Origin of the sequence: Enterobacter sp. ZOR0014 (assembly GCF_000798855.1) — a bacterium.
GTDB lineage: Bacteria > Pseudomonadota > Gammaproteobacteria > Enterobacterales > Enterobacteriaceae > Enterobacter > Enterobacter kobei.
This window is the reverse complement of record NZ_JTLF01000266.1, coordinates 12,538-38,468: the sequence shown is the minus strand read 5'-3', so window position 1 is coordinate 38,468 and position 25,931 is coordinate 12,538. Positions and strand designations below refer to the sequence as shown.

Below are 25,931 nucleotides of genomic sequence, written 5' to 3'. Positions count from 1 at the left end.
GAAGTGATTCACATCTGCCGTGTCGATGGAGGCGCATTATAGGGAGCTGCCGAGGAATGACAAGTGGAAATATGCATTTTTATTTCGACCGCTCACCTTTTCACCAGAACGGCTATTTTTGGTGCTTTTTAATCTCTTTTGGCAGATCGGCCAGGCTATTAATCACCCAATCCGCGGCATTTTCAGCTTCTGGCGTAACAGGCTTACCCGTGCGCACTAATATTTTTGTCCCCACACCTGCAGCTGCAGCTGCCTGCATATCTTCCAGTTTATCGCCCACCATATAAGAAGCGGCCATATCGATGTGCAGAAACTCTTGCGCGGAGATAAACATTCCCGGATGCGGTTTACGGCAATCACAGGTCTGGCGATACGCTTCTACGGTTCCCTGAGGGTGGTGTGGGCAATAATAAATGCCATCAAGATCGACCCCGCGATCCGCCAGCGACCAGTCCATCCATTCTGTCAGCGTCTCGAATTGCGCTTCGGTGAATTTACCTCGCGCAATACCAGACTGGTTCGTTACGACCACCAGCGCGTAGCCCATCTCTTTCAGCTGGCGCATTGCCTCTATAACGCCTTCGATAAATTCGAACTCATCAATCTCATGGACATAACCGTGATCCACATTAATAGTGCCATCACGATCGAGAAAAATTGCGGGTACTGATTTTGCCACCGGTTTGCTCCTGAAAAAGGCCTGTTGAGCTAGTATCTCATGAAACGCAGCGCAATAAAGTGCTCATCGTACAGAGTTGGATTGATTTAGACGTCTGGATGCCTTAACATCCGTTTTGTTTACGGTCATCACCCGTATCTGGCAGAACAAAATGCCACGGCTAACTTACATACGATAAAAATAATCTAATGATTAAACTTTCCAATATCACCAAAGTGTTCCAGCAGGGGAACCGAACCATTCAGGCGCTGAACAATGTCAGCCTGCATGTTCCTGCTGGTCAAATTTATGGCGTCATTGGCGCATCGGGTGCAGGTAAAAGCACGCTGATCCGTTGTGTTAACCTGCTTGAGCGTCCAACCCAGGGTAACGTAGAAGTTGGCGGCCAGGAACTTACCGCTCTTTCAGAGAAAGAACTCACCAAAGCGCGTCGTCAGATTGGCATGATCTTCCAGCACTTCAACCTGCTGGCTTCCCGCACCGTTTTCGGCAACGTCGCCTTGCCGCTGGAGCTGGACAACACACCGAAAGAAGAAGTGAAGCGTCGCGTTACCGAACTGCTCGACCTCGTGGGTCTGGGTGACAAACATGACAGCTACCCGGCAAATCTATCTGGTGGTCAAAAGCAGCGTGTGGCGATTGCCCGCGCACTGGCTAGCAATCCTAAGGTATTGCTGTGTGATGAAGCGACCAGCGCACTGGATCCGGCTACCACGCGTTCTATTCTGGAACTGCTGAAAGACATTAACCGTCGCCTCGGCCTGACGATCCTCCTTATTACGCACGAGATGGATGTGGTGAAACGCATCTGCGACTGCGTGGCGGTCATCAGCAACGGTGAACTGATTGAGCAGGATACCGTCAGCGAAGTGTTCTCCCATCCGAAGACCCCGCTGGCGCAGCAGTTCATTCAGTCGACGCTGCACCTGGATATTCCGGAAGATTATCTGGAGCGTTTGAAAACTGAACCCGCGGCAGACAGTGTCCCAATGCTGCGCATGGAGTTCACCGGTCAGTCCGTTGATGCCCCTCTGCTTTCCGAAACCGCGCGTCGCTTTAACGTGAACAACAACATTATCAGCGCCCAGATGGATTACGCCGGTGGCGTGAAGTTCGGCATCATGCTGACGGAAATGCACGGCACACAAGAAGAAACCCAGGCGGCAATCGCCTGGCTGCAAGAACACCACGTAAAAGTAGAGGTACTGGGTTATGTCTGAGCCGATGATGTGGCTGCTGGTTCGCGGCGTTTGGGAAACGCTGGCAATGACCTTCGTATCGGGTTTCTTTGGTTTTGTGATTGGCCTGCCGGTCGGCGTACTGCTGTATGTCACGCGTCCGGGTCAAATCATTGAGAACGCGAAGCTCTACCGTACGCTCTCTGCACTGGTTAACATCTTCCGTTCCATCCCGTTCATTATTCTGCTGGTGTGGATGATTCCATTTACCCGCGTGATCGTTGGTACGTCAATCGGTCTGCAGGCGGCCATTGTTCCGTTGACGGTCGGCGCTGCGCCGTTTATCGCCCGTATGGTGGAAAACGCCCTGCTGGAGATCCCGACGGGTTTGATCGAGGCCTCTCGTGCGATGGGCGCAACACCTATGCAGATCGTCCGCAAGGTACTGCTGCCTGAAGCACTGCCAGGCCTGGTGAACGCGGCCACGATTACGCTTATTACTCTGGTGGGGTATTCCGCGATGGGCGGTGCCGTAGGTGCCGGCGGTTTAGGCCAGATTGGCTACCAGTACGGCTATATTGGTTATAACGCTACCGTAATGAATACCGTTCTGGTATTGCTGGTTGTGCTGGTTTACTTAATCCAGTTCTCTGGCGATCGCATCGTCCGGGCTGTTACTCACAAATAACGTTACACACAACACAAACTCGACGAGTTAAGGATAAAACATGGCGTTTAAATTAAAGACCTTTGCAGCAGTAGGCGCGCTTATTGGCTCTCTGGCACTGGTGGGTTGCGGTCAGGACGAAAAAGATCCAAACCACATCAAAGTGGGCGTTATCGTTGGTGCAGAACAGCAGGTTGCTGAAGTTGCCCAGAAAGTGGCGAAAGAGAAATACGGCCTGGACGTTGAGCTGGTGACCTTCAACGATTACGTTCTGCCAAACGAAGCGCTGAGCAAAGGCGATATCGACGCTAACGCCTTCCAGCATAAGCCTTATCTGGATCAGCAGATCAAAGATCGTGGCTATAAACTGGTGGGTGTCGGTAACACCTTCGTTTATCCGATTGCCGGTTACTCCAAGAAGATTAAATCACTGGATGAACTGCAGCCGGGCTCTCAGGTCGCGGTGCCTAACGACCCAACCAACCTTGGTCGTTCCCTGCTGCTGCTGCAGAAAGTGGGCCTGATCAAACTGAAAGATGGTGTTGGCCTGCTGCCAACCGTTCTGGATGTCACCGAGAACCCGAAAAATCTGAAAATTGTTGAACTGGAAGCCCCACAGCTGCCACGTTCTCTGGACGATGCGCAGATTGCTCTGGCCGTTATCAACACCACTTACGCCAGCCAGATTGGCCTGACGCCAGCGAAAGACGGTATCTTCGTTGAAGATAAAGACTCCCCGTACGTTAACCTGATCGTGACTCGCGAAGACAACAAAGACGCGGAAAACGTGAAGAAGTTCGTACAGGCTTATCAGTCTGACGAAGTTTACCAGGAAGCCAACAAAGTGTTTAACGGCGGCGCGGTTAAAGGCTGGTAATCTCACCTCAGTGTAATATCATCAGGACGGGCTTATGCCCGTCTTGTCATTTGTGCAGTCAACTGATTCAATATCTGACGTTTTGATTATCCATTGAGGAATTATTATGCGTGCTTTACCGATCTGTCTTTTAGCACTCATGCTGAGCGGCTGTTCTATGCTAAGCAGATCTCCTGTTGAACCTGTTCAAAGCACGGCAACCCCGCCAAAAACAGAGCCTGCGAAACCGAAAGTGGTTCGCCCTGCGCCGGTTCGCATTATCACGAAAGCTGACGAACTCGTCGGTAAACCGTTCCGTGAACTGGGTGAAGTAAGCGGTGAATCCTGTCAGGCAACCAATCAGGACTCTCCGCCGAATATCCCGACAGCGCGTAAACGCATGCAGATTAACGCTGCCAAAATGAAAGCCAACGCGGTTCTGCTGCACAGCTGTGAAGTCACCAGCGGCACGCCGGGCTGCTATCGTCAGGCGGTTTGCATCGGTTCTGCGCTTAACATTACGGCGAAATGAGTGCATTTCAGTTTGAGCAGATAGGCGTTATCCACTCTCCCTATAAAGAGAAGTTCGCCGTGCCTCGCCAGCCGGGTCTGGTGACCAGCTGCGGGGGCGAACTTCATCTTCTGGCGCCTTACAACCAGGCCGATGCGGTACGCGGGCTTGAGGCATTTAGCCATTTATGGGTGGTATTTGTCTTTCATCAGACGATGGAAGGCGGCTGGCGACCAACCGTGCGCCCTCCTCGTCTGGGTGGAAATGCGCGAATGGGCGTATTTGCGACTCGCTCGACCTTCCGTCCAAACCCGATCGGGATGTCGCTGGTTGAACTGAAAGGCATACGTTGTCAGAAAGATCGGGTGATACTGGAATTAGGCAGTCTGGACCTGGTGGACGGCACGCCGGTTATCGACATCAAACCCTATTTGCCCTTCGCGGAAGCGCTCCCGGACGCGCGCGCAAGTTATGCTCAGGATGCACCGCAGGCTGATATGCCTGTCTCTTTTACCCCTGAGATCGCCTCGCAGCTTAGCCAGATGGAGAAGCGCTATCCTCGTTTGCGGAATTTCATCACCGAAGTGCTGGCACAGGACCCCCGTCCAGCCTACCGTAAAGAAGAGGAAGCAGGAAAAACATACGCCGTCTGGCTGCTGGATTTTAACGTGCGCTGGCGCGTCACCGGGGCAGGTTTTGAAGTGTTTGCCCTTGAACCCAGGTAATTTTGTTCTCCTCTCTTTTGGCATCTTTGCCACACTGGTAAACTAAACCACTTTTTTTGTGTCAGGCTGGTGTTTCAGCCTGTTCCAATCGTCGAAATGGAACTGTAACAACATGCGTACTAGCCAATATCTGCTCTCCACTCTGAAGGAGACGCCTGCCGACGCCGAAGTGATCAGCCATCAGCTGATGCTGCGCGCCGGGATGATCCGCAAGCTGGCCTCCGGGTTATATACCTGGCTGCCGACCGGCGTGCGCGTCCTGAAAAAAGTCGAAAACATCGTGCGTGAAGAGATGAACAACGCCGGTGCTATCGAGGTGTCCATGCCTGTGGTTCAGCCCGCTGACCTGTGGCAGGAGAGCGGCCGTTGGGAACAATATGGCCCAGAACTGCTGCGCTTCGTCGATCGCGGCGAGCGTCCATTCGTTCTCGGCCCAACGCATGAAGAGGTCATTACCGACCTGATCCGTAACGAGCTGAGCTCTTACAAACAGCTGCCGCTGAACTTCTTCCAGATTCAGACCAAGTTCCGTGATGAAGTTCGTCCTCGTTTCGGGGTGATGCGCTCCCGCGAATTCCTGATGAAAGATGCTTATTCTTTCCATACCTCTCAGGAATCGCTGCAAGAGACCTACGACAAAATGTACGAGGCATACAGCAAAATCTTCTCCCGCATGGGTCTGGATTTCCGCGCTGTGCAGGCTGATACCGGCTCCATCGGTGGTAGCGCATCCCATGAATTCCAGGTACTGGCGCAGAGCGGTGAAGACGATGTGATCTTCTCGGACTCTTCAGATTACGCCGCGAACATCGAATTTGCAGAAGCGCTGGCACCAAAAGAACCACGCGGCGCTGCAACGCAGGAGATGACGCTGGTTGATACGCCAAACGCGAAAACCATTGCTGAGCTGGTTGAGCAGTTTGGTCTGCCGATTGAAAAAACCGTCAAAACGCTGCTGGTGAAATCTACCGAAGGCAGCGCTTACCCGCTGGTTGCCCTGCTGGTGCGTGGCGATCACGAGCTGAACGAAGTGAAAGCAGAGAAGCTGCCGCAGGTCGCGAGCCCGCTGACGTTTGCAACAGAAGCGGAAATCCGTGCCGTGGTCAATGCAGGTCCTGGCTCTCTCGGCCCGGTTAATATGCCGGTTCCGGTTGTTATTGACCGCACAGTTGCTGCGATGAGCGACTTCTCCGCCGGTGCTAACATCGACGGTAAACACTACTTCGGTATTAACTGGGATCGCGACGTGGCGACGCCTGAAGTGGCAGACATCCGTAACGTGGTCGCAGGCGATCCAAGTCCGGACGGTCAGGGCACCCTGATGATTAAGCGCGGTATCGAAGTCGGTCACATCTTCCAGCTGGGTGACAAATACTCTCGCGCACTGAACGCCGCCGTTCAGGGTGAAGATGGCCGTAACCAGATCCTGACCATGGGCTGCTACGGTATCGGGGTCACTCGTGTGGTCGCGGCGGCCATTGAACAGAACTACGACGAGCGTGGTATCGTCTGGCCGGACAATATCGCTCCGTTCCAGGTTGCGATTCTGCCAATGAACATGCACAAATCCTACCGTGTGCAGGAGCTGGCTGAGAAGCTGTACGCCGAGCTGCGTGCTCAGGGTATCGAAGTGCTGATGGATGACCGTAAAGAGCGTCCGGGCGTGATGTTCGCCGATATGGAACTGATTGGTATTCCACACACGGTGGTCATCGGTGATCGTAACCTCGACAGCGATGAGATCGAATACAAATACCGTCGTAGCGGCGAGAAACAGATGATCAAGACAGGCGATATTCTTGATTACCTGGTGAAAGCCATCAAAGGCTAAACAAAAAACCCCGCTCAGGCGGGGTTTTTTAATGGATAATCGTCAGCTTATTGACTGTTACAGTCTTTGCCTGTGATAAATTTCGCCTCTTTATCCACCACCAGCGTTTTCACGCTCTCTCCGCTATCCGGGTTTGGCTCCAGCGTAAAGTGACCATCTACGGTCAGCAATACCGGCTTGCTGTCATTGCCACGCGCCACGGCGTAATCACGTTCAAGCTGCGCATTGTTCGCCACGCTGACTTTCTTACCCGTTGCACAGTCGGTAAAGATCGCCGCATCCGCCATATAGAAATACATACCACGCATTGGCATCGGCGTAGCAGGCAGGGCCGCTTTCACCGGCGCAAGCGTATAGTTGAACTGGGATTCAATCGGGTTGCCCTCGCGGTCGAGCATCTCCATCCCCTCACCTTTGGCGCGGAAATACGTTTTCTCACCCGTGGTATCCGTCAGGACCAGCTTTTCCGCTGTACGCGCCCAGGTTCCGTAGGTCGCAAACGAAGAGGGTTCTTTAGCGCCCTGATAACGCTGGTTCATAACCCAGGTGCCGTCTTTTTGCAGGAACAGGGACGTTTCGATGCCTTCACAGTCTGCACAAGGCAATACGCCGCGCCAGCTCTGCTGCATAGGCTTTAACGCTTCATTCTGCGAGGACTGCAAAACCTGCGTTTCAGAACGGTTGTTACACCCGAAAAGCGCAAACAGCGTACTCACTGCCAGCGCTGAAAATAATGCTTTTTTCACAATGAATTCCTTATGAAAATTGTGTTCCCTTTCGTCACTCCATCGGGCGACGAACTTTACCGCGTAGTGCTTTCACTGTGGATTTTTGGGCTTTCGAGGACAACCGACGCTCTTTCGATGCGCGGGTTGGCCGCGTTGCCCGGCGGCTTTTTTGTACTGCTGTTAATTCTTTAATAACGGCCACCAGCCTGGCTATCGCCGCTTCCCGGTTTGACTCCTGGCTGCGGTACTCCTGGGCTTTAATCACAATCACACCTTCGCTGGTGATCAGATGATGGCTGGCAGCAAGCAGACTCTCTTTATAATACTCTGGCAGGCTTGATGCCCGAATGTCAAAACGCAAATGGATCGCCGTTGACGCCTTATTGACGTGCTGTCCACCCGCCCCCTGAGCACGGATGGCGGTGATCTCCAGCTCATTATCAGGGATGCTGACGTTTCGGGACAAAACAATCATGACGCAGGCTGCCAGGCCGTCAGATGAATTTCCAGATTATTCTGAGAATCAGAGAGCCAGATGGCGCCGTCCTGAATGGTTGCCTGCAGCGCCATCGTCCGGCCGGCAAACTCACTGAGCTGCGCCAGCTGTTCATCATCCAGATACCAGACGGTGAGATTTTTATACTGCGCACATTTATTCTTGCTTTGTTGCCACCAGATCTCCGCCGCGCGCTGGTTATAGGCGAATAACGCCACTTCAGCGGACTGGGTACAGGCCTTTTTAATCCGACGCTCGTCCGGCAGACCGAGCTCGATCCACAGGTCGATGCCCAGATGATCGTTTCGCAGCCAGGCTTCTGGCTCGTCCTCTGCGCTTAAGCCGCGGGTAAACTGCAGCCGCTCGTTGGCGTATTTAATCCACGCCAGCAGGCGCAGCATCATACGCTCCTGGGTTTCGGAGGGGTGGCGCGCCAGCGTCAGCGACGCATCCAGAAACTGGTTGCGATCAAGATCGGCCACATTGACCACTGCTTTATAAATTGTCGCTTTAAGCGCCATGAGAGAACTCCATTCGAATCAGGGGCACATTGTAGCGAAAACAGAGGCAAAAGGCTGTCACGCGGTGATAAATCACACCTGTCAAGGCGCTGATATTGCTTAAATGAGTATGGTATAGTCACCTTGCTAAACCGAGTTTATCTTCGTAGGCTTAATGATATCTCACAGTAAGTCAGTGCGCTGGCGGGAGGGGATGTGAATAATTATTGTGAGTTAATTCGCAAACGGTATGCGGAAATCGCCAGCGGAGATCTGGGGTATGTCCCGGACGCGTTGGGCTGTGTATTGAAAGTGCTTAATGAAGTGGCCTCTGATGAGAGCCTTTCAGAGTCGGTCAGGGAAAAAGCAGCGTACGCTGCGGCGAATTTACTGGTGAGCGATTATGTCGATGAATGATACTTATCAACCCATCAATTGTGATGACTATGACAACCTCGAACTCGCCTGCCAGCATCATTTAATACTGACGCTGGAGCTAAAAGATGGCGAAGTATTGAAGGCAAAAGCCAGCGATCTGGTTTCACGTAAGAACGTGGAATATCTGGTTGTTGAAGACGGCAGTGCAACGCGTGAGCTACGTCTGGATAAAATAGCCAGCTTCAGCCACCCGCAAATCGGCACCGTCGTGGTGAGCGAATCCTGATGACACTTACGGGCAGCCTGGCTGCCCGTTACATTTTCTGCCAATCAAAACTGACCCCTTCTTCTGACCATCCCTCTTCCGTGATGAAAACCCCGGCAGCAGCCATCAACGTTTCACCGTAAAACAGCAGTGGCGTGGTATCACGTCGCCACGGCGGCACGCTGCACTCCTGCCATATCTTCTTAAGCTTCCGTCCCCCGTTGCGCCCGACAATATGCAGCAAACCACCAGCCTTGAAGCGTACGGTTACCGGCTCACCAGGCTTCGGCAGACGCACATGACCGGACGGGCTCAAAGAGACGCTCCCTGCATCACAAGGCAATATCAGCGGTACCTCTGGCGACGCCCAGTTGAGTACCACCTCGGTCAGTGAAGGCGTGGATTTGATCCACCAGAGTTTGCCTTTATAGCGCCTGACCTCAAAACCATTCAGATACACGCAGGGGGAAGCATCTTCCCGCGCCTGCGCGACTTCGTCCCAGATCCGGCTCAGCATCGCCCGCGACGGCATCGCTGCATGATGAGTAGCCAGCCAGCGGCGTAACAGTGCGGCGCGGCGCACCGGGCTCATCGCCTCCAGGGGCGCTATCGCCAGTGCTCCGTCTTCAGAAATCAGGTCAGCCAGATCCGCACTCAACAGTTCATCCAGCAACAATTCCTGTTCAGCACACAGCATGGCGCTTCTCGCTGTCGCGTCGGCGAAATGCGGCCAGCGCTCGCTCAACAGCGGCAGGATGCGCAGGCGCAGGAAATTACGATCGTAACTGTCGTCCTGGTTACTCTCGTCTTCTATCCAGTTCAGCTGATATTCCCGCGCCCAGGCTTTCAGCGACGCCCGCGTCTCGCCCAGCAGCGGGCGCAGCAATTGCGTCCCGGCAAACTCAGATCGTGCAGGCATGGCGGACAGGCCCGCCGGCCCGCTTCCCCGCTTAAGCGCCAGCAAAAAGGTTTCGCACTGATCGTCCAGATGCTGGGCCGTGACCAGCGCTTCGCCAGGAAGTAATGCCGCGGAAAAAGCGGCATAGCGGGCTTTCCGCGCCTGTGCCTCGATGCCCTTCCCCTCATCAATGAGCGTGACGCGCTCAACGATGAACGGGATCGCCCAGGCCGCACACAAGGCTTCACAGTGCGCCACCCACTCCTCAGCGTGAGGACTTAATCCATGATGGATGTGCATAGCCCGAAGCTGGACGTCAGGCTCCCGGTCGCGCCAGCGTTTCAGGCGATGGAGCAGAACGGTGGAATCCAGGCCACCGCTAAACCCCACCAGCAGCTGGCGGTACGGTGAAACAGCTTGTGCGATAGCGGGTAAGGTCATAGGAAATTACACATAAAAAATGCCCGAACTGAGCGGGCATTATCACACAGGACAAACATTACTGCTGGTAAAGCTCCAGCGGCAAACCATCCGGGTCGTTAAAAAAGGTAAAACGCTTGTCGGTGAAGGGATCGACACGGATCGGTTCACACGTCACGCCGTGCGCTTCCAGATGTTTTACTGCGTTATCCAGGTCATCAATGCTGAAGGCAAGATGGCGCAGTCCACAGGCTTCCGGGCGCGACGGGCGCGCAGGCGGGAAGGGAAAAGAGAACAGCTCAATCACATATTGCCCGTTTAAAGCGAGATCCCCCTTCCAGGAGTCACGCTCCTCGCGGTAGGCCTCGCTCAACAGCGTAAAGCCAAGAATGTCACAATAGAAGGCCTTACTTTTCGCGTAATCGGTAGCAATGATCGCAATATGGTGAACCGCTTTTAAACCCAGCATAGCTTCTCCTTTTTATGATGCCTGAACGTTACAACCGAGAACCCGCACCTGGCAAGCGGTCACCCTTATTTTAGGACTCGCACCCAGTAAACTCCGTGCTCATCGCGCTTCGCACCGTGAATATCCGTCTCGAAACCCGGATAGTGACGCCCCACCGAACAGAGCATCAGCAGAAAATCGAGCACTGCCCGGCTCTCCTCGGTGATCATTTCCCCCGGCATCAGCAGCGGTACACCCGGTGGGTAAGGCAGGATCATATTGGCCGACACGCGCCCGACCAGATTTTCCAGCTCAACGGTTTCTACCTCACCTTTTACCTGCCGCTGCCAGGCCTTGTGAGGCGTCAGCTTCATGTCAGGCAGGACGTCAAACGCCTGAAGCATGAGGCGCGGCAGATCGTGCTGGCGGATCAATCTGTGGATCCCCTGGGCCAGATCCTGAATGCGCATATTGCGGTAGAAGTCAGGATCTTCCGCGTAGAGATCCGGCAGCATGTTCTTCACCCGCAGGTTGAGATCGAAGGCACGCTTAAACTCCATCAGCCCGCGCAGCAGACCCATTGCCCGGGTTTTATCGATCCCGATACTGAACAGAAACAACAAATTATAGGGGCCGGTCTTCTCCACTACCACGCCGCGCTCATCAAGGAACTTCGCCACCAGCGCGGCGGGAATACCTTCATCACCCATTACACCCTGCTCGTCCATGCCAGGCGTCAGGATCGTCACCTTAACCGGATCGAGGAACATGTGGTCCGCATCGGCATCGCGGAAGCCGTGCCAGCTCTCCCCAGGCGCAACGGGCCAGCACTCGGCCTCGTCGATCTCTTCCGGCTGCCAGATATCAAAAAACCAGCCGTCTGCCTCATCTTTCAGCCGCTGGACCTCTTTACGGAAATGCAGCGCCCGCTCCACCGAGCGGTTTATCAGGCGTTTACCCGGGTTGCCGCGCAGCATCGCCGCCGCGGTTTCGATAGATGCCACCAGCGGATAGCTCGGTGAGGTGGTGGTATGCATCATAAAGGCTTCGTTGAAGGTATCCTCGTCGTACTCGCCTTTGATGTGAATAAGAGACGCCTGGGAAAAGGCGGCCAGCATTTTGTGGGTCGATTGCGTTTCGAAGAACACTTTGCCCGGCACGCGCTCGCCGCTCATCCCGCTCTTACCCGAATAAATCGGGTGAAAATTGGTATAAGGCACCCACGCAGAATCGAAGTGGATCGACGGCACGTCCAGCGTCTGCTTGATCCAGTTGGTGTTGTATAACAGGCCGTCATAGGTGGAATTGGTGATCACCGCATGAACAGGCCAGCTTGCGCCAGGGATCGCCGCAACTTTCTTTTCAATGGTTTGATGCGTGAACTCCCGGCGTGGAATGCCGCCGAGAATCCCCAGCGCGTTACGCGTAGGGGATAACCAGAGCGGCACCACGTCGCTCATCATCAGCAGGTGCGCCAGCGATTTATGGCAGTTGCGGTCAATCAGCAGCGTGCTGCCCGCAGGCGCAGCGTACATCCCGACGATTTTGTTCGAGGTCGAGGTGCCGTTGGTCACCATATAGCTCTGCTCAGCGCCAAAGGTGCGGGCAATATACTCCTCGGCCTCCAGATGCGGGCCGGTATGATCCAGCAGAGAGCCCAGTTCCGTGACCGAAATTGACACGTCCGCTTTCAGCGTGTTGCCCCCGAAAAAATCATAGAACAGACAGCCTACCGGGCTTTTTTGATAGGCTGTTCCGGCCATATGCCCTGGCGTGCAGAAGGTGTATTTCCCCTCTTTCACATAGGTAAAAAGCGCGCGGGTAAAGGGCGGCGTAATGTTATCGAGGTATTCACCCGTGTACTGCTGAATGCGGGTCGCGATATCTTCCGCCACGCCGAGAGAATATTCAAAGAACCACAGCGCCATCCGCATATCATGCGCGCTGACGTCCATGGTCGAGTGGGTATTGATAAACGCATACAGCGGGAGATATTCGTTCAGCTTGTTGATCTCGCTGCACAGCTCCAGATCGTATTCGTCCCAGTCGAAGATCACGCCACAGATTCGCGGGTTATGCTCAATAAACTTCAGCAGGTCGGCGCTGTTGTGCGGCCAGATGAGCTGATACCCGCGCGACTGAAGGGCTTGCTCCAGCTCCTTGATGGGCTCGTCTTTATAAAAGACGCCGTGCGGCCCCATAATGGCAATGATGTTCACGGTCTACCTCCTTGAAAAATATTAGCTAAGCATAGTTAAGGTAAACGGCGGGTATAAAAAAAGCCGCAACATTGTGCGGCTTTTCAGATAATTGTGAAGCTTACGCGTAGCCGTAAGTCATCAGACGCTGATAACGACGGTTGAGCAGGTCTTCTTTGCTCAGGACGTCCAGATCGGCCAAGTCAGCCAGCAGCTGGGCTTTCAGGGAAGCAGCCATCACTTCCGGCTTACGATGCGCGCCACCCAGCGGTTCCGGGATCACGGTATCGATCAGCTTCAGCTCTTTCAGACGTGGGGCAATGATGCCCATCGCTTCTGCGGCCAGCGGCGCTTTATCAGCGCTTTTCCACAGAATGGACGCACAGCCTTCCGGAGAGATAACGGAATAGGTGCTGTACTGCAGCATATTCACTTTATCGCCCACGCCAATGGCCAGCGCACCACCTGAACCACCTTCACCGATGACGGTACAGATGACCGGCACCTTCAGGCGGGACATCTCGCGCAGGTTACGGGCGATGGCTTCAGACTGACCGCGCTCTTCCGCGCCCACGCCAGGGTATGCACCCGGGGTGTCAATGAAGGTGATGATTGGCATGTTGAAACGCTCAGCCATCTCCATCAGACGCAGGGCCTTGCGGTAGCCTTCTGGTGCAGGCATACCGAAGTTACGACGGATTTTCTCTTTGGTTTCACGCCCTTTCTGATGACCAATGATCATCACCGGGCGTCCGTCCAGACGCGCGATACCGCCGACGATAGCTTTGTCGTCAGCGTATGCGCGATCGCCTGCCAGTTCGTCAAATTCGTCAAACGCCAGGCGGACATAATCCAGGGTGTACGGACGCTGTGGATGACGCGCCAGCTGGGCGATCTGCCATGCGCCGAGATCGGCAAAGATTTTGCGCGTCAGCTCTACGCTTTTTTCACGCAGACGATGCACTTCTTCGTCGATGTTAATATCCAGTTTTTCATCCTGACGGCTTACCGCTGTCAGAGAATCGATTTTCGCTTCCAGCTCAGCAATCGGCTGTTCGAAATCAAGGAAATTCAGACTCATAGTATTCCTGTATTAGTCAAACTCCAGTTCCACCTGCTCCGAACCAATGAGGCCACGGAGATCGTTCAGTAAACGATCGCTCGGAGAGACACGCCACGTTGCACCAAAGCGCAACCGCGCACGTGCATCCGCCCTCTGATAGTAGAGATGTACTGGAATTGTCCCCGAGCGGTGGGGTTCCAGAGACTGACGGAGTCGGTTTAAAAGCTGGTCATCAATTTGCCTGTCCGTCAGCGAGATAGCAAGCCCGCGAGCATATTTTTCCCGGGCTTCGTCAATGTCCATCACTTCGCGGGCGGTCATTTTAAGCCCCCCACTGAAGTCATCAAAGCTGACCTGTCCGCTGACGATAAGTATGCGGTCTTTTTCCAGCAATTGCTGGTATTTATCCAGCGCGTCGGTGAACAACATCACCTCCAGACGCCCGGAACGGTCATCCAACGTACAGATGCCGATACGATTGCCGCGCTTGGTGACCATAACCCTTGCAGCAATCACGAGCCCCGCAGCCGTGGTAATTTTACCACGTTCTGTCGGATGCATGTCTTTTAGCCTGTGGCCGCCGACATAGCGCTCAATTTCTTTGATGTACTGGTTGATCGGGTGACCCGTCAGGTACAAGCCTAACGTTTCACGCTCGCCATCCAGCACGACCTGTTCTGGCCATGGCTGGCAGTTAGAGTACGACTGCTCAATCTGCTCCGGCTCCTCCGCCAGCACACCGAACATATCTGCCTGCCCAATGGCTTCCGCTTTCGCGTGCTGGTCCGCCGCTTTCAGGGCATCGCCGAGGGAGTTCATCAACGCAGCGCGGTGCGGCCCCAGCCTGTCGAACGCGCCGGACATGATCAGCTTTTCCAGTACGCGGCGGTTCAGTTTTTTGGTATCGGTACGGGCGCACAGATCGAACAGCTCGCGGAAATAGCCGCCGTTGTTACGCGCTTCGATGATCGCCTCGATCGGCCCTTCACCCACGCCCTTGATCGCACCGATCCCGTAAACGATCTCCCCGTCGTCGTTGACGTGGAAATGGTAAAGCCCCGAGTTAATATCCGGCGGCAGGATCTTGAGCCCCATGCGCCAGCACTCATCCACCAGACCAACGACCTTCTCGGTGTTATCCATATCGGCAGTCATTACCGCCGCCATAAATTCAGCAGGATAGTGCGCTTTCAGCCACAGCGTCTGGTATGAGACTAGCGCATAGGCGGCAGAGTGGGATTTGTTAAATCCGTACCCGGCGAATTTCTCCACCAGGTCGAAGATTTTCATCGCCAGCTCGCCGTCAACGCCGTTTTTCTTCGCGCCGTCTTCAAAGATGGAGCGCTGCTTGGCCATCTCTTCCGGTTTTTTCTTCCCCATAGCACGACGCAGCATGTCCGCGCCGCCGAGGGTATAACCAGAAAGCACCTGAGCAATCTGCATGACCTGTTCCTGGTACAGGATGATGCCGTAGGTCGGCTCCAGTACCGGTTTCAGGCTTTCATGCTGCCACTGCACGTCCGGGTAGGAAATCTCTTCGCGACCGTGCTTACGGTCGATAAAGTTATCTACCATCCCCGACTGCAGCGGCCCCGGGCGGAACAGCGCCACCAGTGCGATCATATCTTCGAAGCAGTCAGGCTGCAGGCGCTTGATCAGGTCTTTCATGCCGCGGGATTCAAGCTGGAAGACCGCGGTGGTCTCCGAGCGCTGCAGCATGTCGAAACTTTTCTTGTCATCCAGCGGGATGGCAGCAATGTCTATCGGTTCAAGGCCCTGCTTTTCCCGGCGCGGGTTGATCATCTTCAGTGCCCAGTCGATGATCGTCAGCGTACGCAGGCCGAGGAAGTCAAACTTCACCAGCCCGGCGTATTCCACGTCGTTCTTATCAAACTGAGTGACTGGATGCTCACCCGCTTCATCGCAGTAGAGCGGCGCGAAGTCGGTAATTTTGGTCGGAGCAATAACCACGCCACCTGCATGCTTACCGGCGTTACGCGTGACGCCTTCCAGCTTGCGCGCCATGTCGATCAGGGCTTTGACTTCTTCGTCAGCTTCGTAGATTTCCGGCAGCTGAGGTTCGGCTTCAAACGCTTTTGCCAGCGTCATGCCCGGATCGGGCGGCACCAGCTTAGAAATACGATCGACGAAACCGTACGGGTGGCCGAGTACACGCCCCACGTCGCGGATAACCGCTTTCGCCGCCATGGTACCGAAGGTAATAATCTGCGATACCGCGTCACGGCCATACATGTCCGCTACGTGCTCGATCACCTGATCGCGTTTCTCCATGCAGAAGTCGACGTCGAAGTCGGGCATGGAAACACGTTCCGGGTTGAGGAAACGTTCGAACAGCAGGTCGAATTCCAGCGGATCGAGGTCGGTAATTTTTAATGCATACGCCACCAGCGAGCCCGCACCGGATCCACGGCCCGGACCTACCGGCACCCCGTTATCCTTCGACCACTGAATGAACTCCATAACGATCAGGAAGTAGCCGGGGAAGCCCATCTGGTTGATAACCTGAAGCTCTATATCCAGACGCTCGTCATACTCCGGACGACGTTTTTTACGTTCTTCTTCATCCGGGAAGAGGAATTCGAGACGCTCTTCCAGACCCTCCTTCGATTTCATGACCAGGAAATCTTCCGTCGTCATGTCACCCGTCGGGAATTGCGGCAGGAAGTATTCGCCGAGGCGCACGGTGACGTTACAGCGCTTGGCAATCTCTACGCTGTTTTCCAGCGCTTCAGGAATATCGGAAAAGAGCTCGCACATCTCCTCTTCGCTGCGCATATACTGCTGCGATGAGTAATTACGCGGGCGCTTTGGATCGTCAAGGGTGAAGCCATCATGGATCGCCACACGAATTTCGTGGGCGTCAAAATCGCCGGATTCCAGGAAACGCACATCATTCGTCGCCACCACGGGCAAACCGCGCTCTTCAGCCAGCGCAACAGCGGCGTGCAGATAGCTCTCTTCGTCCTGGCGGCCGGTGCGGATCAATTCCAGATAGTAACGATCCGGGAAATATTCTTCATAAAACGAGACGCACTGATCCACCAGCGCGCTGTTGCCACGCAGCAGGCATTTGCCGACGTCGCCCATGCGGCCACCGGAGATCAGCAGCAGCCCTTCGTTCAGTTCCGCCAGCCAGTCCCGGTCGATCCACGGGCCCAGCGCGCCATAGCCGCGCTGATAGGCTTTCGAAATAAGCAGAGTGAGGTTCTGGTAGCCCGTGTTGTTCATAGCCAGCACGGAAATTTGCGTCAGTTCATCGCCGATGAGATCGCTCTGAACATGAAAATCCGCACCGACGACAGGCTTCATCCCCGCGCCATGTGCCGTTCCGTAGAACTTCACCAGGCCACACAGGTTGGTAAAATCGGTGATCGCCAGCGCAGGCATGCCAAGCGCGGCCGCCTTTTTTACAAGCGGCCCGGTCTTCGCCAGCCCATCGATCATGGAGTAGTCGCTATGCACCCGCAGGTGTACGAAACGTGGTTCAGCCATCTTCAGATTCCGCGTTACTTAATTGCTTGCGTATTGATTCAGGACACCCGTCCCAGCGCGCGTTTCACCGGGCCAAAGCTGCGCCGGTGATGTTCAGTTGCGCCATGTTCAGCCAGCTTTTCCAGATGGAAAGCCGTAGGATACCCCTTGTGCTGGGCGAAGCCATACTGAGGGTAAGTGAGATCCAGCGCGGCCATTTCAGCGTCGCGTGTCACCTTGGCAATAATAGATGCTGCGCTGATCTCGGCGACACGGCTATCGCCTTTGACGACCGCCATCGAAGGCATCGGCAGTGCCGGACAGCGGTTGCCGTCAATCAGGACATATTCCGGGGCAATTTTCAGGCCCGCTACCGCGCGCTGCATGGCCAGCATTGTAGCATGCAAAATATTCAACTCGTCGATTTCATGCGGCTCAGCGCGCCCCAGGCTCCAGGCCAGAGCCTTCTCCTGAATCTCACTGAACAGGGCCAGTCGACGTTTTTCGGATAATTTTTTTGAGTCGTTTAGCCCGACGATCGGGCGGGCGGGATCGAGGATCACCGCGGCGGTCACAACAGCCCCCACTAACGGGCCACGACCGACTTCGTCCACCCCTGCCACAAGATGCGTGTGAGGGTATACAAATTCCATCATTTTGCTAACTCCAGCACTGCATCGGCCGATTGCTCATCTGCATTGCAGCGGATCAGTTGATGCAGTTCACGGAAGGTATCATGCATCTGGTGGCTGGTCTTGCCGTTGGCGAGCAGCGGCAGCAGAGCCTCCGCCAGCGCCTGAGGCTGGCACTCATCCTGTAAGAGCTCTTTTACCAGCTCGCGCCCGGCAAGCAGGTTTGGCAGGGAGACATAATCCGTTTTCACCAGACGTTTTGCCAGCCAGAAGGTAAACGGCTTCATACGATAACCGACCACCATCGGGCATTTCGCCAGCATACATTCCAGCGCAGCCGTGCCAGAGGCCAGCAGTGCGGCATCGCTCGCAAACATCGCTTCCCGACCTTTCCCGTCCAGCAGGCGGACGTGAAGATCCGGGGCGACTTCCGCTTTAATGCGTTCGAACTGCTCGCGGCGTTTGGCATTCACCAGCGGCACGACCACTTCAAGATCGGGATACGTCTTGCGAAGAATCTGCGCGGTTTTCAGGAAATCAGCGCTCAGCATCTCCACTTCTGCGCCACGGCTTCCTGGCAGCAATGCCAGACAGTGCACATCATGAGGGATATCGAGCACGTCGCGCGCCGCGTTTTTATCCGGATCCAGCGGCATCGCATCCGCCATGGTATGACCGATAAAACGGCACGGAACATTAAATTTGTCGTAAAACGCTTTTTCGAAAGGCAGAAAAGCCAGCACCAGGTTGGTGGACCGTCCAATTTTGAAAACGCGTTTCTGTCGCCACGCCCAAACGGACGGACTGACGTAATGAATGGTTTTGATGCCCTGCTTTTTCAGATTACCTTCGAGGGTAATGTTGAAGTCGGGTGCATCGATACCGACAAACACATCGGGTTTGAGCTCGGTAAAGCGGCGGGTAAGATCGGCACGAATATGCAGCAAGCGTCGCAAACGCCCCAGCACCTCAACAATGCCCATCACGGCCAGCTCTTCCATTTCATACCAGGCTTCACAGCCTTCGGCCTGCATCAGCGGGCCAGCCACGCCAACAAAGCGGGCGTTAGGTACGCGAGCTTTGAGCGCGCGGATGAGACCGGCACCAAGAATATCGCCGGAGGTTTCTCCGGCGACCAGGGCTATCGTAAGCGGACGACTGTCGACCATTAACGAATCAGACCCCTTGTTGAACGGTCAAAGAACTCCATGAACGCGTTCACTTCCGGGAACTTATCCGCCAGTTCGGCAATGTCCGGCTTCGCCTCTTCCAGCGTTTTACCGCTACGGTACAGCAGTTTGTACGCGTTACGGATGGCCGTAATCGCTTCGCGACTAAAACCACGACGCTTGAGGCCTTCGATGTTCACGCCAAACGGCGTGGCATGGTTGCCCTGCGCAATCACATACGGTGGGACGTCCTGCGCCACACCGGAGCAGCCACCGACCATCACGTGTGCACCAATGATGCAGAACTGATGGACTGCGGTCATGCCGCCAATAATTGCGAAGTCATCAACAGATACGTGTCCTGCCAGCGTTGCGTTGTTGGCAAGAATACAGCGATCGCCCACGGTACAGTCATGCGCAATATGCGCATTCACCATAAACAGGTTATCGCTACCCACCTTCGTCAACCCACCACCCTGTACTGTTCCACGATGAATGGTGACGCTTTCGCGAATACGGTTACGATCGCCAATTTCCAGACGGGTCGACTCACCAGCATATTTCAGATCCTGGTTAACTTCACCGATGGAAGCGAACTGATAGATCTCGTTATTGCTGCCAATGGTTGTATGACCATTCACGACAACGTGAGATTTCAGTACTGTACCCTCACCAATTTCGACATTGGGTCCAACAATACAGAACGGGCCAATGTGAACGTTGGCACCAATGATGGCGCCGGTTTCCACAATAGCAGTAGGATGAATAAAGGCGGATTTATCAATCACGTATCAGGACTCCCGGCTACGAGCACACATCATCGTCGCTTCGCAAACAACTTTGCCGTCAACCAGCGCTACGCCTTTGAAGCGAGTCAGGCCACGACGCGTTTTTTCAAAAGTGACTTCCATGATCATCTGATCACCAGGCACGACAGGACGCTTAAAGCGCGCTTCATCAATACCTGCGAAGTAATAGAGTTCACCTGGCTCCAGTTTACCGACGCTTTTAAACGCCAGAATACCGGTAGCCTGAGCCATCGCTTCCAGAATCAACACACCCGGGAAGATAGGCTTACCCGGGAAGTGTCCCTGGAAGAACGGTTCGTTCACGGAAACATTTTTCACTGCGCGCAGAAAACGACCTTCTTCAAAATCCAGCACACGGTCTACCAGCAAAAACGGGTAGCGGTGCGGCAGAAGTTCTAAAATCTCTTCAATATGCAGAGTATGAGTGTCAGTAGTCAAAATACTCTTCCTGTCAAAATGTACTGATAACAATAATAACACGGCCTGCCGGTTTATTAGAAAGCCGACAGGCCGGGAAAGATAGCGTTAAACGGGTGACGTTTAGTCTTGTTGATCGATCTTACGCTCAAGAGACTTGAGTCGCTTGCTCATATCATCAATGTTCATCACCAGTGCTGCTGTTTTACGCCATACCTTGTTGGGTTGCAGCGGAATGCCCGAGGAATAGACGCCAGGTTCGGTGATCGGACGCATTACCATGCCCATGCCCGTCACCGTCACCTTGTCGCATATTTCCATGTGGCCATTAATCACGCTCGCACCGCCAATCATGCAATAACGACCAATTTTCAGGCTGCCCGCCATGATGACGCCCCCCGCAACTGCGGTATTGTCGCCAATCACAACGTTATGCGCAATCTGGCACTGGTTATCGATGATAACACCATTGCCAATGATCGTGTCGTCGAGTGCACCACGGTCGATCGTGGTACAGGCCCCAATCTCCACGCGATCGCCAATAATAACGCGACCAAGCTGCGGGATCTTAACCCAGTTACCGCGATCGTTCGCGTAACCAAAGCCATCAGAACCAATCACGGTGCTGGACTGGACGAGGCAATTTTCGCCGATTTCAACTTCATGATAAATGGACACATTGGCCCATAAACGGGTTCCTGCGCCGATTTTCGTATTTTTCCCAACGAAGCACCCCGGGCCAATCACGACGTTATCACCCAGCACAACGCCAGATTCGATAACCGCATTCGCACCAACGGCAACGTTGTTACCAAGCTTAGCCGTCGGATCGATTGCTGCACTGGCAGCAATGTTCTGAGCCGGCTGCGGCGTGGTATCAAGAATTTGAGCCATGCGTGCATACGTCAGGTAGGGGTTTTTCACTACCAGTGCACTTCCAGTGGCAAAGGGAAGATCGTCCTGCGTCAGAACAACAGCTGACGCCTGGCATTGAGCCAGTTGTTCACGGTACTTAGGGCTTACCATGAAGGTAATCGTGCCAGCTTTAGCAGATTGCATGGACGCAACAGCGGTGATGACGATATCGCCATCACCGTGTAATTCTGCATCCAACTGCTGAGCTAAATCAGCCAGTCGAATTGAAGGCATTACTTATTTAACCTGTTTCAGAACATCAGCGGTGATGTCTTTAACATCGCTGCTGTTGAAAGCAACGGCATTCGCATCAACAACCAGATCGATGCTCTGATCGGCAGCCACTGCTTTAACAGCAGTCTGAATGCGAGTGACCAGTTTGCCACGCTCTTCGTTAGAACGACGCTGACGATCCTGCTCGAAAGCCTGCGCTTTCTGAGAGAAGGTCTGGCGCTGAGCCATAACGTCTTTTTCCAGTTTGCTGCGATCGCTTGCTTTCATGGTAGAACCATCACGCTGCAGACGCTGCATTTTGGACTGAAGATCGCCTTCCATACGCTGCAGTTCGCTCGCACGACCTTTGAATTCGTTTTCCAGTGTTGCAGAAACACCCGTTTTCTGTGCAACCTGCTGGAACAAATTACCCATGTTGACGATTGCGATTTTGTCTGCTGCCTGAGCAGAAGTTGCCATCGCTAAACCGAGACCTGCAGCTAATAACCACTTTTTCACAATTAACTCCTTACCATCCCATTGGCACCAGAAGGTACCGTTCTTTGCGTGGCAAGGCGACCGTTTTACCGATCGCCGGTTGTCAGCGCTACACTGCCAACGCATTCCTTTGCAGCGGATTATTACCAGGTTTTACCAATGTTAAACTGGAATTGCTCCGCCTTGTCTCCATCGTATTTCTTAAACGGCTGGGCGTAAGAGAAGACCAACGGTCCCAGCGGTGACATCCATTGTAATGCGATACCAGCAGACATGCGAATATTGCTCGGATCGCTGTAGTCTGGAACGCCAGCATCACGCATCTGTGCAGTATTCTGCCAGTTGGTGTCCCACACCGTACCGGCATCCCAGAAGAAGGACGTACGGACGGAGTTCGCGTATTTATCACTGATAAACGGCGTTGGTGTGATGAACTCGAGGCTGGCCACGGCCATTGCGTTACCGCCCACTGCATCATCAGAGCTACACACTTCGGAAGATGAAGATTTATAGCAGTTATCTTTATCGTTACCGCCGTAGTAAACCGCTTTCGGACCAATGTTGTTGGACTGGAAGCCACGCACGGTGCTGGAACCACCCGCGTAGAAGTTCTCGTAGAACGGCAACTCTTTACTGCCGATACCATCACCATAGCCCCAACGGGTACGACCCAGAACGACCCACTTGTGGTCATCATCAATTGGGAAGTAGGACGCGGTATCCAGGGTTACCTTGTAGAACTCATTGTCAGAGCCCGGAACGGTCACTTTACCGTTCAGGTTGACGCGAGAACCTTCCGTTGGGAAGTAACCACGGTCGAGGCGGTTATAGGTCCAGCCGTAGTTGAAGGTGAAGTCATCCGCAGCAAAACCATTGTTATCGCCGGTTTTACTCGCAGACTGGCCAATAGAGTCCAGATAACGCCACATAGCCACCTGAGGTTGCATGTTGGACAGGTCGTTATGCACGTAACCTAAGCCCGCACGCAGGGTGTTGTATTCGTTAACCGGGAAGCCGAGCGTTCCGTCTACACCATAGCTCTTGTTGGTGTAGGAGGAGAGGTCTGCGTCGTCTGCTTTAAAATCGTTATAGAAGATACGACCGCCCAGGCTTACACCGTCAACGGTGAAGTATGGGTTGGTAACAGAGAACTCAGAGTAGGTCTGGTAGTCGTTTTTGGTGCCGTTAATACCGACAGAGTAACCTGTACCCAGCCAGTTATCCTGCTGGACGCCAACCTGGAAGCTCACGCCACTTTCAGTACCGTAGCCCACACCGAAGTTGAAGCTACCGGTGTTACGCTCTTTCACCTTATACACGACATCAACCTGATCCGGGCTGCCGGGTATACGCTGCGTTTCCGTGTCCACGGTTTCGAAATAGCCCAGACGGTTCAGACGCTCTTTACCCTGGTCAACGAGGTCGCTACCCAACCATGCCCCTTCCATCTGACGCATTTCGCGACGCAGAACGGAGTCTTTGGATGTATCGTTACCGACGAAGCGGATCTTACGTACGTAGAAACGGTTACCCGCATCAACGTTAACATGCAGCTTAACGGTTTTATCCGCGTCGTTGATTTCCGGCTGTGTTTGTACACGCGGGTAAGCGTAACCATAGCGGCCGAGCAGCTTCTTAATGCCGTCTTCCATTTTGGTGACTTTAGAACCGCTGTACAGATCGCCCGGCTGAATTTTAGTCAGCGCTTCAATTTCAGCTGAATGCCCGGCCAGGTTACCACTGACTTCAACACCGGAAAGCTTGTACTGATCGCCTTCAGTGATGTTAATCGTGATGTAGATACCTTTCTTGTCCGGCGTCAGACTGACCTGAGTCGAGTCGATGTTGAAACGGGCGTAACCGCGATCCAGATAGTAGCTGCGCAGGGTTTCGAGATCCCCCGCCAGTTTCTGTTTCTGGTATTTACGATCGCCAACCACGTTCCACCACGGCACTTCATCGCGCAGCTGGAAAGTGGAGATCAGTTCGTCGGTGCTAAACGCGTGGTTACCCACGATGTTGATCTGCTGGATCTTCGCGGAAACACCTTCCTGGAAGACCAGCTTCAGGTCAACACGGTTACGTGGGAGCGGCGTAACCACCGCTTTCACGCTGGCACTGTATTTACCGACGCTGTAGTAGAAGTCTTCCAGACCTTTTTCAATGTCTGAAAGGGTTGTGCGGTCCAGAGATTCCCCCACACGAACACCGGATGCTTCAAGGTTTTGCTTGAGCATGTCATCTTTCACCGACTTGTTACCGGAGAAAGTGATACTGGCGATCGTTGGACGTTCTTTTACCTGTACCAGCAGCGTATCACCATCGCGCAGGACGCGGACATCCTCGAAGTTGCCGGTGGCAAACAGAGCACGGATGGTGTTACTGATATCTTCATCATTAACCGTATCGCCGGGGCGCACAGGCATACTGAGGAGGGCCGCACCAACGGCGACACGCTGAAGGCCTTCGAAATGAATGTCTTTCACTACGAACCCGTCAGCACCGTATACGGTGGCGCTGCTAAACAGCAGCGACGCTATGAGCAACTTTTTCATCGCCATCGTTATTATGCGTTCTTCCTAACTAACTCTCTTACAACCGAGAGAAATCATTGAAAAGTGCAAGCCCCATTAACAGCACCAGCAAAATCGAGCCGATGCGGTAACTAAAGTCTTGAACTCGCTCGGATACCGGTCCGCCTTTTAGCTTTTCAATCGCTAAAAACAGCAGATGACCCCCGTCTAACACGGGAAGCGGGAACAGGTTGATTATCCCAAGGTTCACGCTAATGAGCGCGAGGAACATGAGATAGTAAATCACCCCGAATTCCGCTGACATCCCAGCCCCCTGAGCAATCGAGATTGGCCCACTGAGGTTGTTCAGTTTCACATCACCGGTTATCAATTTCCCCAACATGTTGACCGTCAGCTTCATCAGTTGCCATGTTTTATCCGTGGCTTCAAGGATGGCGCTGAACGGCCCATACTGGCGTATTGTCTTGTACTCATCTGGCAGCGGGATCACTTTTGGCACAACGCCTGCGAACCCTTCTGCCTTTTTGCCGACCGACTTCGTATCCGGGCTCAGCGTCAGCGAAAGCGGACTGCCTTGCCTTTCAACTTCCAGCGCGAGGGACGTCCCCGGATTATCGCGCACCAGAGTAACAAAGGTCATCCACTCTGTTAATGGTTGACCATCGACTTTAACGATCCTGTCGCCCGCTTGCAAACCCGCTTTGCTCGCCGCCGAATTTGGCTGGACTTCAGCTAATACCGGCTCAATCTGCGCACCGCGGGGACGGATACCCAGCGCTGCGACGGGATCTTCTTTATCGGGCTCGAAGCGCCAGTGGCGTAAATCCAGTACTTTGTCCTGACGCGCGTCTGACCCAAACGGCGATACGCTGAGGGTTGTCTGCGCATCGCCAATTTTGGCTACCAGTTGCAGTCGCACGGCATCCCAATCAGGGGTTTCGATGCCATCAATCGCTTTAAGTTCCATCCCGGACGTAATTTGCGCATTCGCCGCGATAGAGTTGGGCGCAATTTCCCCCACCACCGGACGCACACCAGGGACGCCGATAATAAACACCAGCCAGTAAGCGAAAATTGCAAAGATGAAGTTGGCTACCGGTCCGGCAGCGATGATGGCAGCGCGTTGTCCAACGGTTTTGTTGTTAAACGCACTGTGTCGCAGCTCGGGTGCGACAGGCTCGACGCGTTCGTCGAGCATTTTGACGTAGCCGCCAAGCGGGATAAGTGCAATGACAAATTCCGTGCCGTGACGGTCGGTGCGCGTCCAGAGTGATTTGCCAAAACCAATGGAGAATCGCTCTACCCGCACACCACAACGGCGAGCAACCCAGAAATGGCCAAATTCATGCACGGTAATCAGCACACCCAGTGCAACAATGAACGCCGCCAGATTCCAGAGAATGCTCAGCAT

General features: G+C 54.1%; 25 protein-coding genes. 8 read left to right on the top strand and 17 right to left on the bottom strand.

Features of this window, described 5'->3' with window-relative positions:
• Nucleotides 1-112: 112 nt before the first annotated feature.
• Nucleotides 113-679 (bottom strand): D-glycero-beta-D-manno-heptose 1,7-bisphosphate 7-phosphatase, encoded by a 567-nt coding sequence (gene gmhB / locus L977_RS13980; RefSeq protein WP_014882651.1) that lies wholly within the window; start codon nucleotides 677-679, stop codon nucleotides 113-115.
• 188 nt (nucleotides 680-867) lie between these two features.
• On the opposite strand from gmhB, the gene metN reads away from it, so the two are divergent.
• The 6 genes from metN (at nucleotide 868) to proS (ending at nucleotide 6,447) form a co-directional block, all read left to right on the top strand.
• Nucleotides 868-1,899: a methionine ABC transporter ATP-binding protein MetN gene (metN, locus tag L977_RS13975; protein WP_023332146.1), complete on the top strand. Its 1,032-nt coding sequence runs from the start codon at nucleotides 868-870 to the stop codon at nucleotides 1,897-1,899.
• On the top strand, nucleotides 1,892-2,545 hold the full coding sequence (locus tag L977_RS13970; RefSeq protein WP_003856130.1) for a methionine ABC transporter permease MetI: 654 nt from the start codon (nucleotides 1,892-1,894) through the stop codon (nucleotides 2,543-2,545). The genes metN and L977_RS13970 overlap by 8 nt, the downstream gene beginning before the upstream one ends.
• 40 nt (nucleotides 2,546-2,585) lie before the next feature.
• Complete coding sequence (gene metQ / locus L977_RS13965; protein ID WP_014168729.1) at nucleotides 2,586-3,401, top strand: methionine ABC transporter substrate-binding lipoprotein MetQ; 816 nt, start codon at nucleotides 2,586-2,588, stop codon at nucleotides 3,399-3,401.
• A gap of 106 nt (nucleotides 3,402-3,507) precedes the next feature.
• On the top strand, nucleotides 3,508-3,912 hold the full coding sequence (gene rcsF, locus L977_RS13960; protein WP_008501883.1) for an Rcs stress response system protein RcsF: 405 nt from the start codon (nucleotides 3,508-3,510) through the stop codon (nucleotides 3,910-3,912).
• Complete coding sequence (gene tsaA / locus L977_RS13955; RefSeq protein WP_045269222.1) at nucleotides 3,909-4,616, top strand: tRNA (N6-threonylcarbamoyladenosine(37)-N6)-methyltransferase TrmO; 708 nt, start codon at nucleotides 3,909-3,911, stop codon at nucleotides 4,614-4,616. The genes rcsF and tsaA overlap by 4 nt, the downstream gene beginning before the upstream one ends.
• 112 nt (nucleotides 4,617-4,728) lie before the next feature.
• Nucleotides 4,729-6,447, top strand: coding sequence for a proline--tRNA ligase (gene proS, locus L977_RS13950; protein WP_023332143.1), 1,719 nt, complete (start codon nucleotides 4,729-4,731; stop codon nucleotides 6,445-6,447).
• A gap of 47 nt (nucleotides 6,448-6,494) precedes the next feature.
• Here proS and nlpE read toward each other — a convergent pair whose 3' ends face one another.
• The 3 genes from nlpE to L977_RS13935 are packed head-to-tail and all read right to left on the bottom strand — an operon-like array spanning nucleotide 6,495 to nucleotide 8,192.
• Nucleotides 6,495-7,193, bottom strand: coding sequence for an envelope stress response activation lipoprotein NlpE (gene nlpE, locus L977_RS13945; protein ID WP_032637467.1), 699 nt, complete (start codon nucleotides 7,191-7,193; stop codon nucleotides 6,495-6,497).
• Nucleotides 7,194-7,227: 34 nt separating this feature from the next.
• Complete coding sequence (gene arfB, locus L977_RS13940) at nucleotides 7,228-7,650, bottom strand: alternative ribosome rescue aminoacyl-tRNA hydrolase ArfB (RefSeq protein ID WP_023336779.1); 423 nt, start codon at nucleotides 7,648-7,650, stop codon at nucleotides 7,228-7,230.
• Nucleotides 7,647-8,192, bottom strand: coding sequence for a YaeQ family protein (locus L977_RS13935; RefSeq protein WP_014882645.1), 546 nt, complete (start codon nucleotides 8,190-8,192; stop codon nucleotides 7,647-7,649). Before L977_RS13935 ends, arfB begins: the two co-directional genes overlap by 4 nt.
• Nucleotides 8,193-8,387: 195 nt before the next feature.
• Between L977_RS13935 and L977_RS13930 the strand changes: the two genes are divergently transcribed.
• Nucleotides 8,388-8,588 (top strand): YaeP family protein, encoded by a 201-nt coding sequence (locus L977_RS13930; RefSeq protein ID WP_008501889.1) that lies wholly within the window; start codon nucleotides 8,388-8,390, stop codon nucleotides 8,586-8,588.
• A complete protein-coding gene (rof, locus tag L977_RS13925) occupies nucleotides 8,575-8,835 on the top strand; it encodes a Rho-binding antiterminator (RefSeq protein ID WP_014882644.1) in 261 nt (86 codons plus the stop codon). The genes L977_RS13930 and rof overlap by 14 nt, the downstream gene beginning before the upstream one ends.
• 28 nt (nucleotides 8,836-8,863) lie before the next feature.
• Here the strand turns inward: rof and tilS are convergent, their stop codons facing one another.
• From tilS to rseP, 13 genes are all read right to left on the bottom strand, one after another.
• Nucleotides 8,864-10,153, bottom strand: coding sequence for a tRNA lysidine(34) synthetase TilS (tilS, locus tag L977_RS13920; protein ID WP_047626004.1), 1,290 nt, complete (start codon nucleotides 10,151-10,153; stop codon nucleotides 8,864-8,866).
• A gap of 58 nt (nucleotides 10,154-10,211) precedes the next feature.
• Entirely contained in the window at nucleotides 10,212-10,601 is a 390-nt protein-coding gene (locus L977_RS13915) for a VOC family protein (RefSeq protein ID WP_047626003.1), read from the bottom strand.
• A 65-nt stretch (nucleotides 10,602-10,666) separates the two neighbouring features.
• Nucleotides 10,667-12,799, bottom strand: a complete 2,133-nt coding sequence (locus tag L977_RS13910; RefSeq protein WP_023339025.1) for a lysine decarboxylase LdcC — start codon at nucleotides 12,797-12,799, stop codon at nucleotides 10,667-10,669.
• Between the two features lie 100 nt (nucleotides 12,800-12,899).
• Nucleotides 12,900-13,859, bottom strand: a complete 960-nt coding sequence (accA, locus tag L977_RS13905) for an acetyl-CoA carboxylase carboxyl transferase subunit alpha (protein WP_013095666.1) — start codon at nucleotides 13,857-13,859, stop codon at nucleotides 12,900-12,902.
• A 12-nt stretch (nucleotides 13,860-13,871) separates the two neighbouring features.
• Nucleotides 13,872-17,354: a DNA polymerase III subunit alpha gene (gene dnaE / locus L977_RS13900; RefSeq protein WP_023336775.1), complete on the bottom strand. Its 3,483-nt coding sequence runs from the start codon at nucleotides 17,352-17,354 to the stop codon at nucleotides 13,872-13,874.
• 38 nt (nucleotides 17,355-17,392) lie between these two features.
• Nucleotides 17,393-17,989 carry a ribonuclease HII gene (gene rnhB, locus L977_RS13895; RefSeq protein WP_014882639.1) on the bottom strand — a complete coding sequence of 199 codons (597 nt, stop codon included), beginning with the start codon at nucleotides 17,987-17,989 and terminating at the stop codon, nucleotides 17,393-17,395.
• Nucleotides 17,986-19,134 (bottom strand): lipid-A-disaccharide synthase, encoded by a 1,149-nt coding sequence (lpxB, locus tag L977_RS13890; protein ID WP_047626002.1) that lies wholly within the window; start codon nucleotides 19,132-19,134, stop codon nucleotides 17,986-17,988. The genes rnhB and lpxB overlap by 4 nt, the downstream gene beginning before the upstream one ends.
• A complete protein-coding gene (lpxA, locus tag L977_RS13885; protein WP_014882637.1) occupies nucleotides 19,134-19,922 on the bottom strand; it encodes an acyl-ACP--UDP-N-acetylglucosamine O-acyltransferase in 789 nt (262 codons plus the stop codon). The genes lpxB and lpxA overlap by 1 nt, the downstream gene beginning before the upstream one ends.
• Nucleotides 19,923-19,925: 3 nt before the next feature.
• Nucleotides 19,926-20,381 (bottom strand): 3-hydroxyacyl-ACP dehydratase FabZ, encoded by a 456-nt coding sequence (gene fabZ, locus L977_RS13880; RefSeq protein WP_010426706.1) that lies wholly within the window; start codon nucleotides 20,379-20,381, stop codon nucleotides 19,926-19,928.
• A 102-nt stretch (nucleotides 20,382-20,483) separates the two neighbouring features.
• Nucleotides 20,484-21,509, bottom strand: a complete 1,026-nt coding sequence (gene lpxD, locus L977_RS13875; protein WP_045134605.1) for a UDP-3-O-(3-hydroxymyristoyl)glucosamine N-acyltransferase — start codon at nucleotides 21,507-21,509, stop codon at nucleotides 20,484-20,486.
• Nucleotides 21,510-21,512: 3 nt separating this feature from the next.
• Complete coding sequence (gene skp / locus L977_RS13870) at nucleotides 21,513-22,007, bottom strand: molecular chaperone Skp (protein WP_014882635.1); 495 nt, start codon at nucleotides 22,005-22,007, stop codon at nucleotides 21,513-21,515.
• Between the two features lie 122 nt (nucleotides 22,008-22,129).
• Nucleotides 22,130-24,547: an outer membrane protein assembly factor BamA gene (bamA, locus tag L977_RS13865; protein ID WP_014882634.1), complete on the bottom strand. Its 2,418-nt coding sequence runs from the start codon at nucleotides 24,545-24,547 to the stop codon at nucleotides 22,130-22,132.
• A 31-nt stretch (nucleotides 24,548-24,578) separates the two neighbouring features.
• Nucleotides 24,579-25,931: a sigma E protease regulator RseP gene (gene rseP, locus L977_RS13860; protein WP_047626001.1), complete on the bottom strand. Its 1,353-nt coding sequence runs from the start codon at nucleotides 25,929-25,931 to the stop codon at nucleotides 24,579-24,581.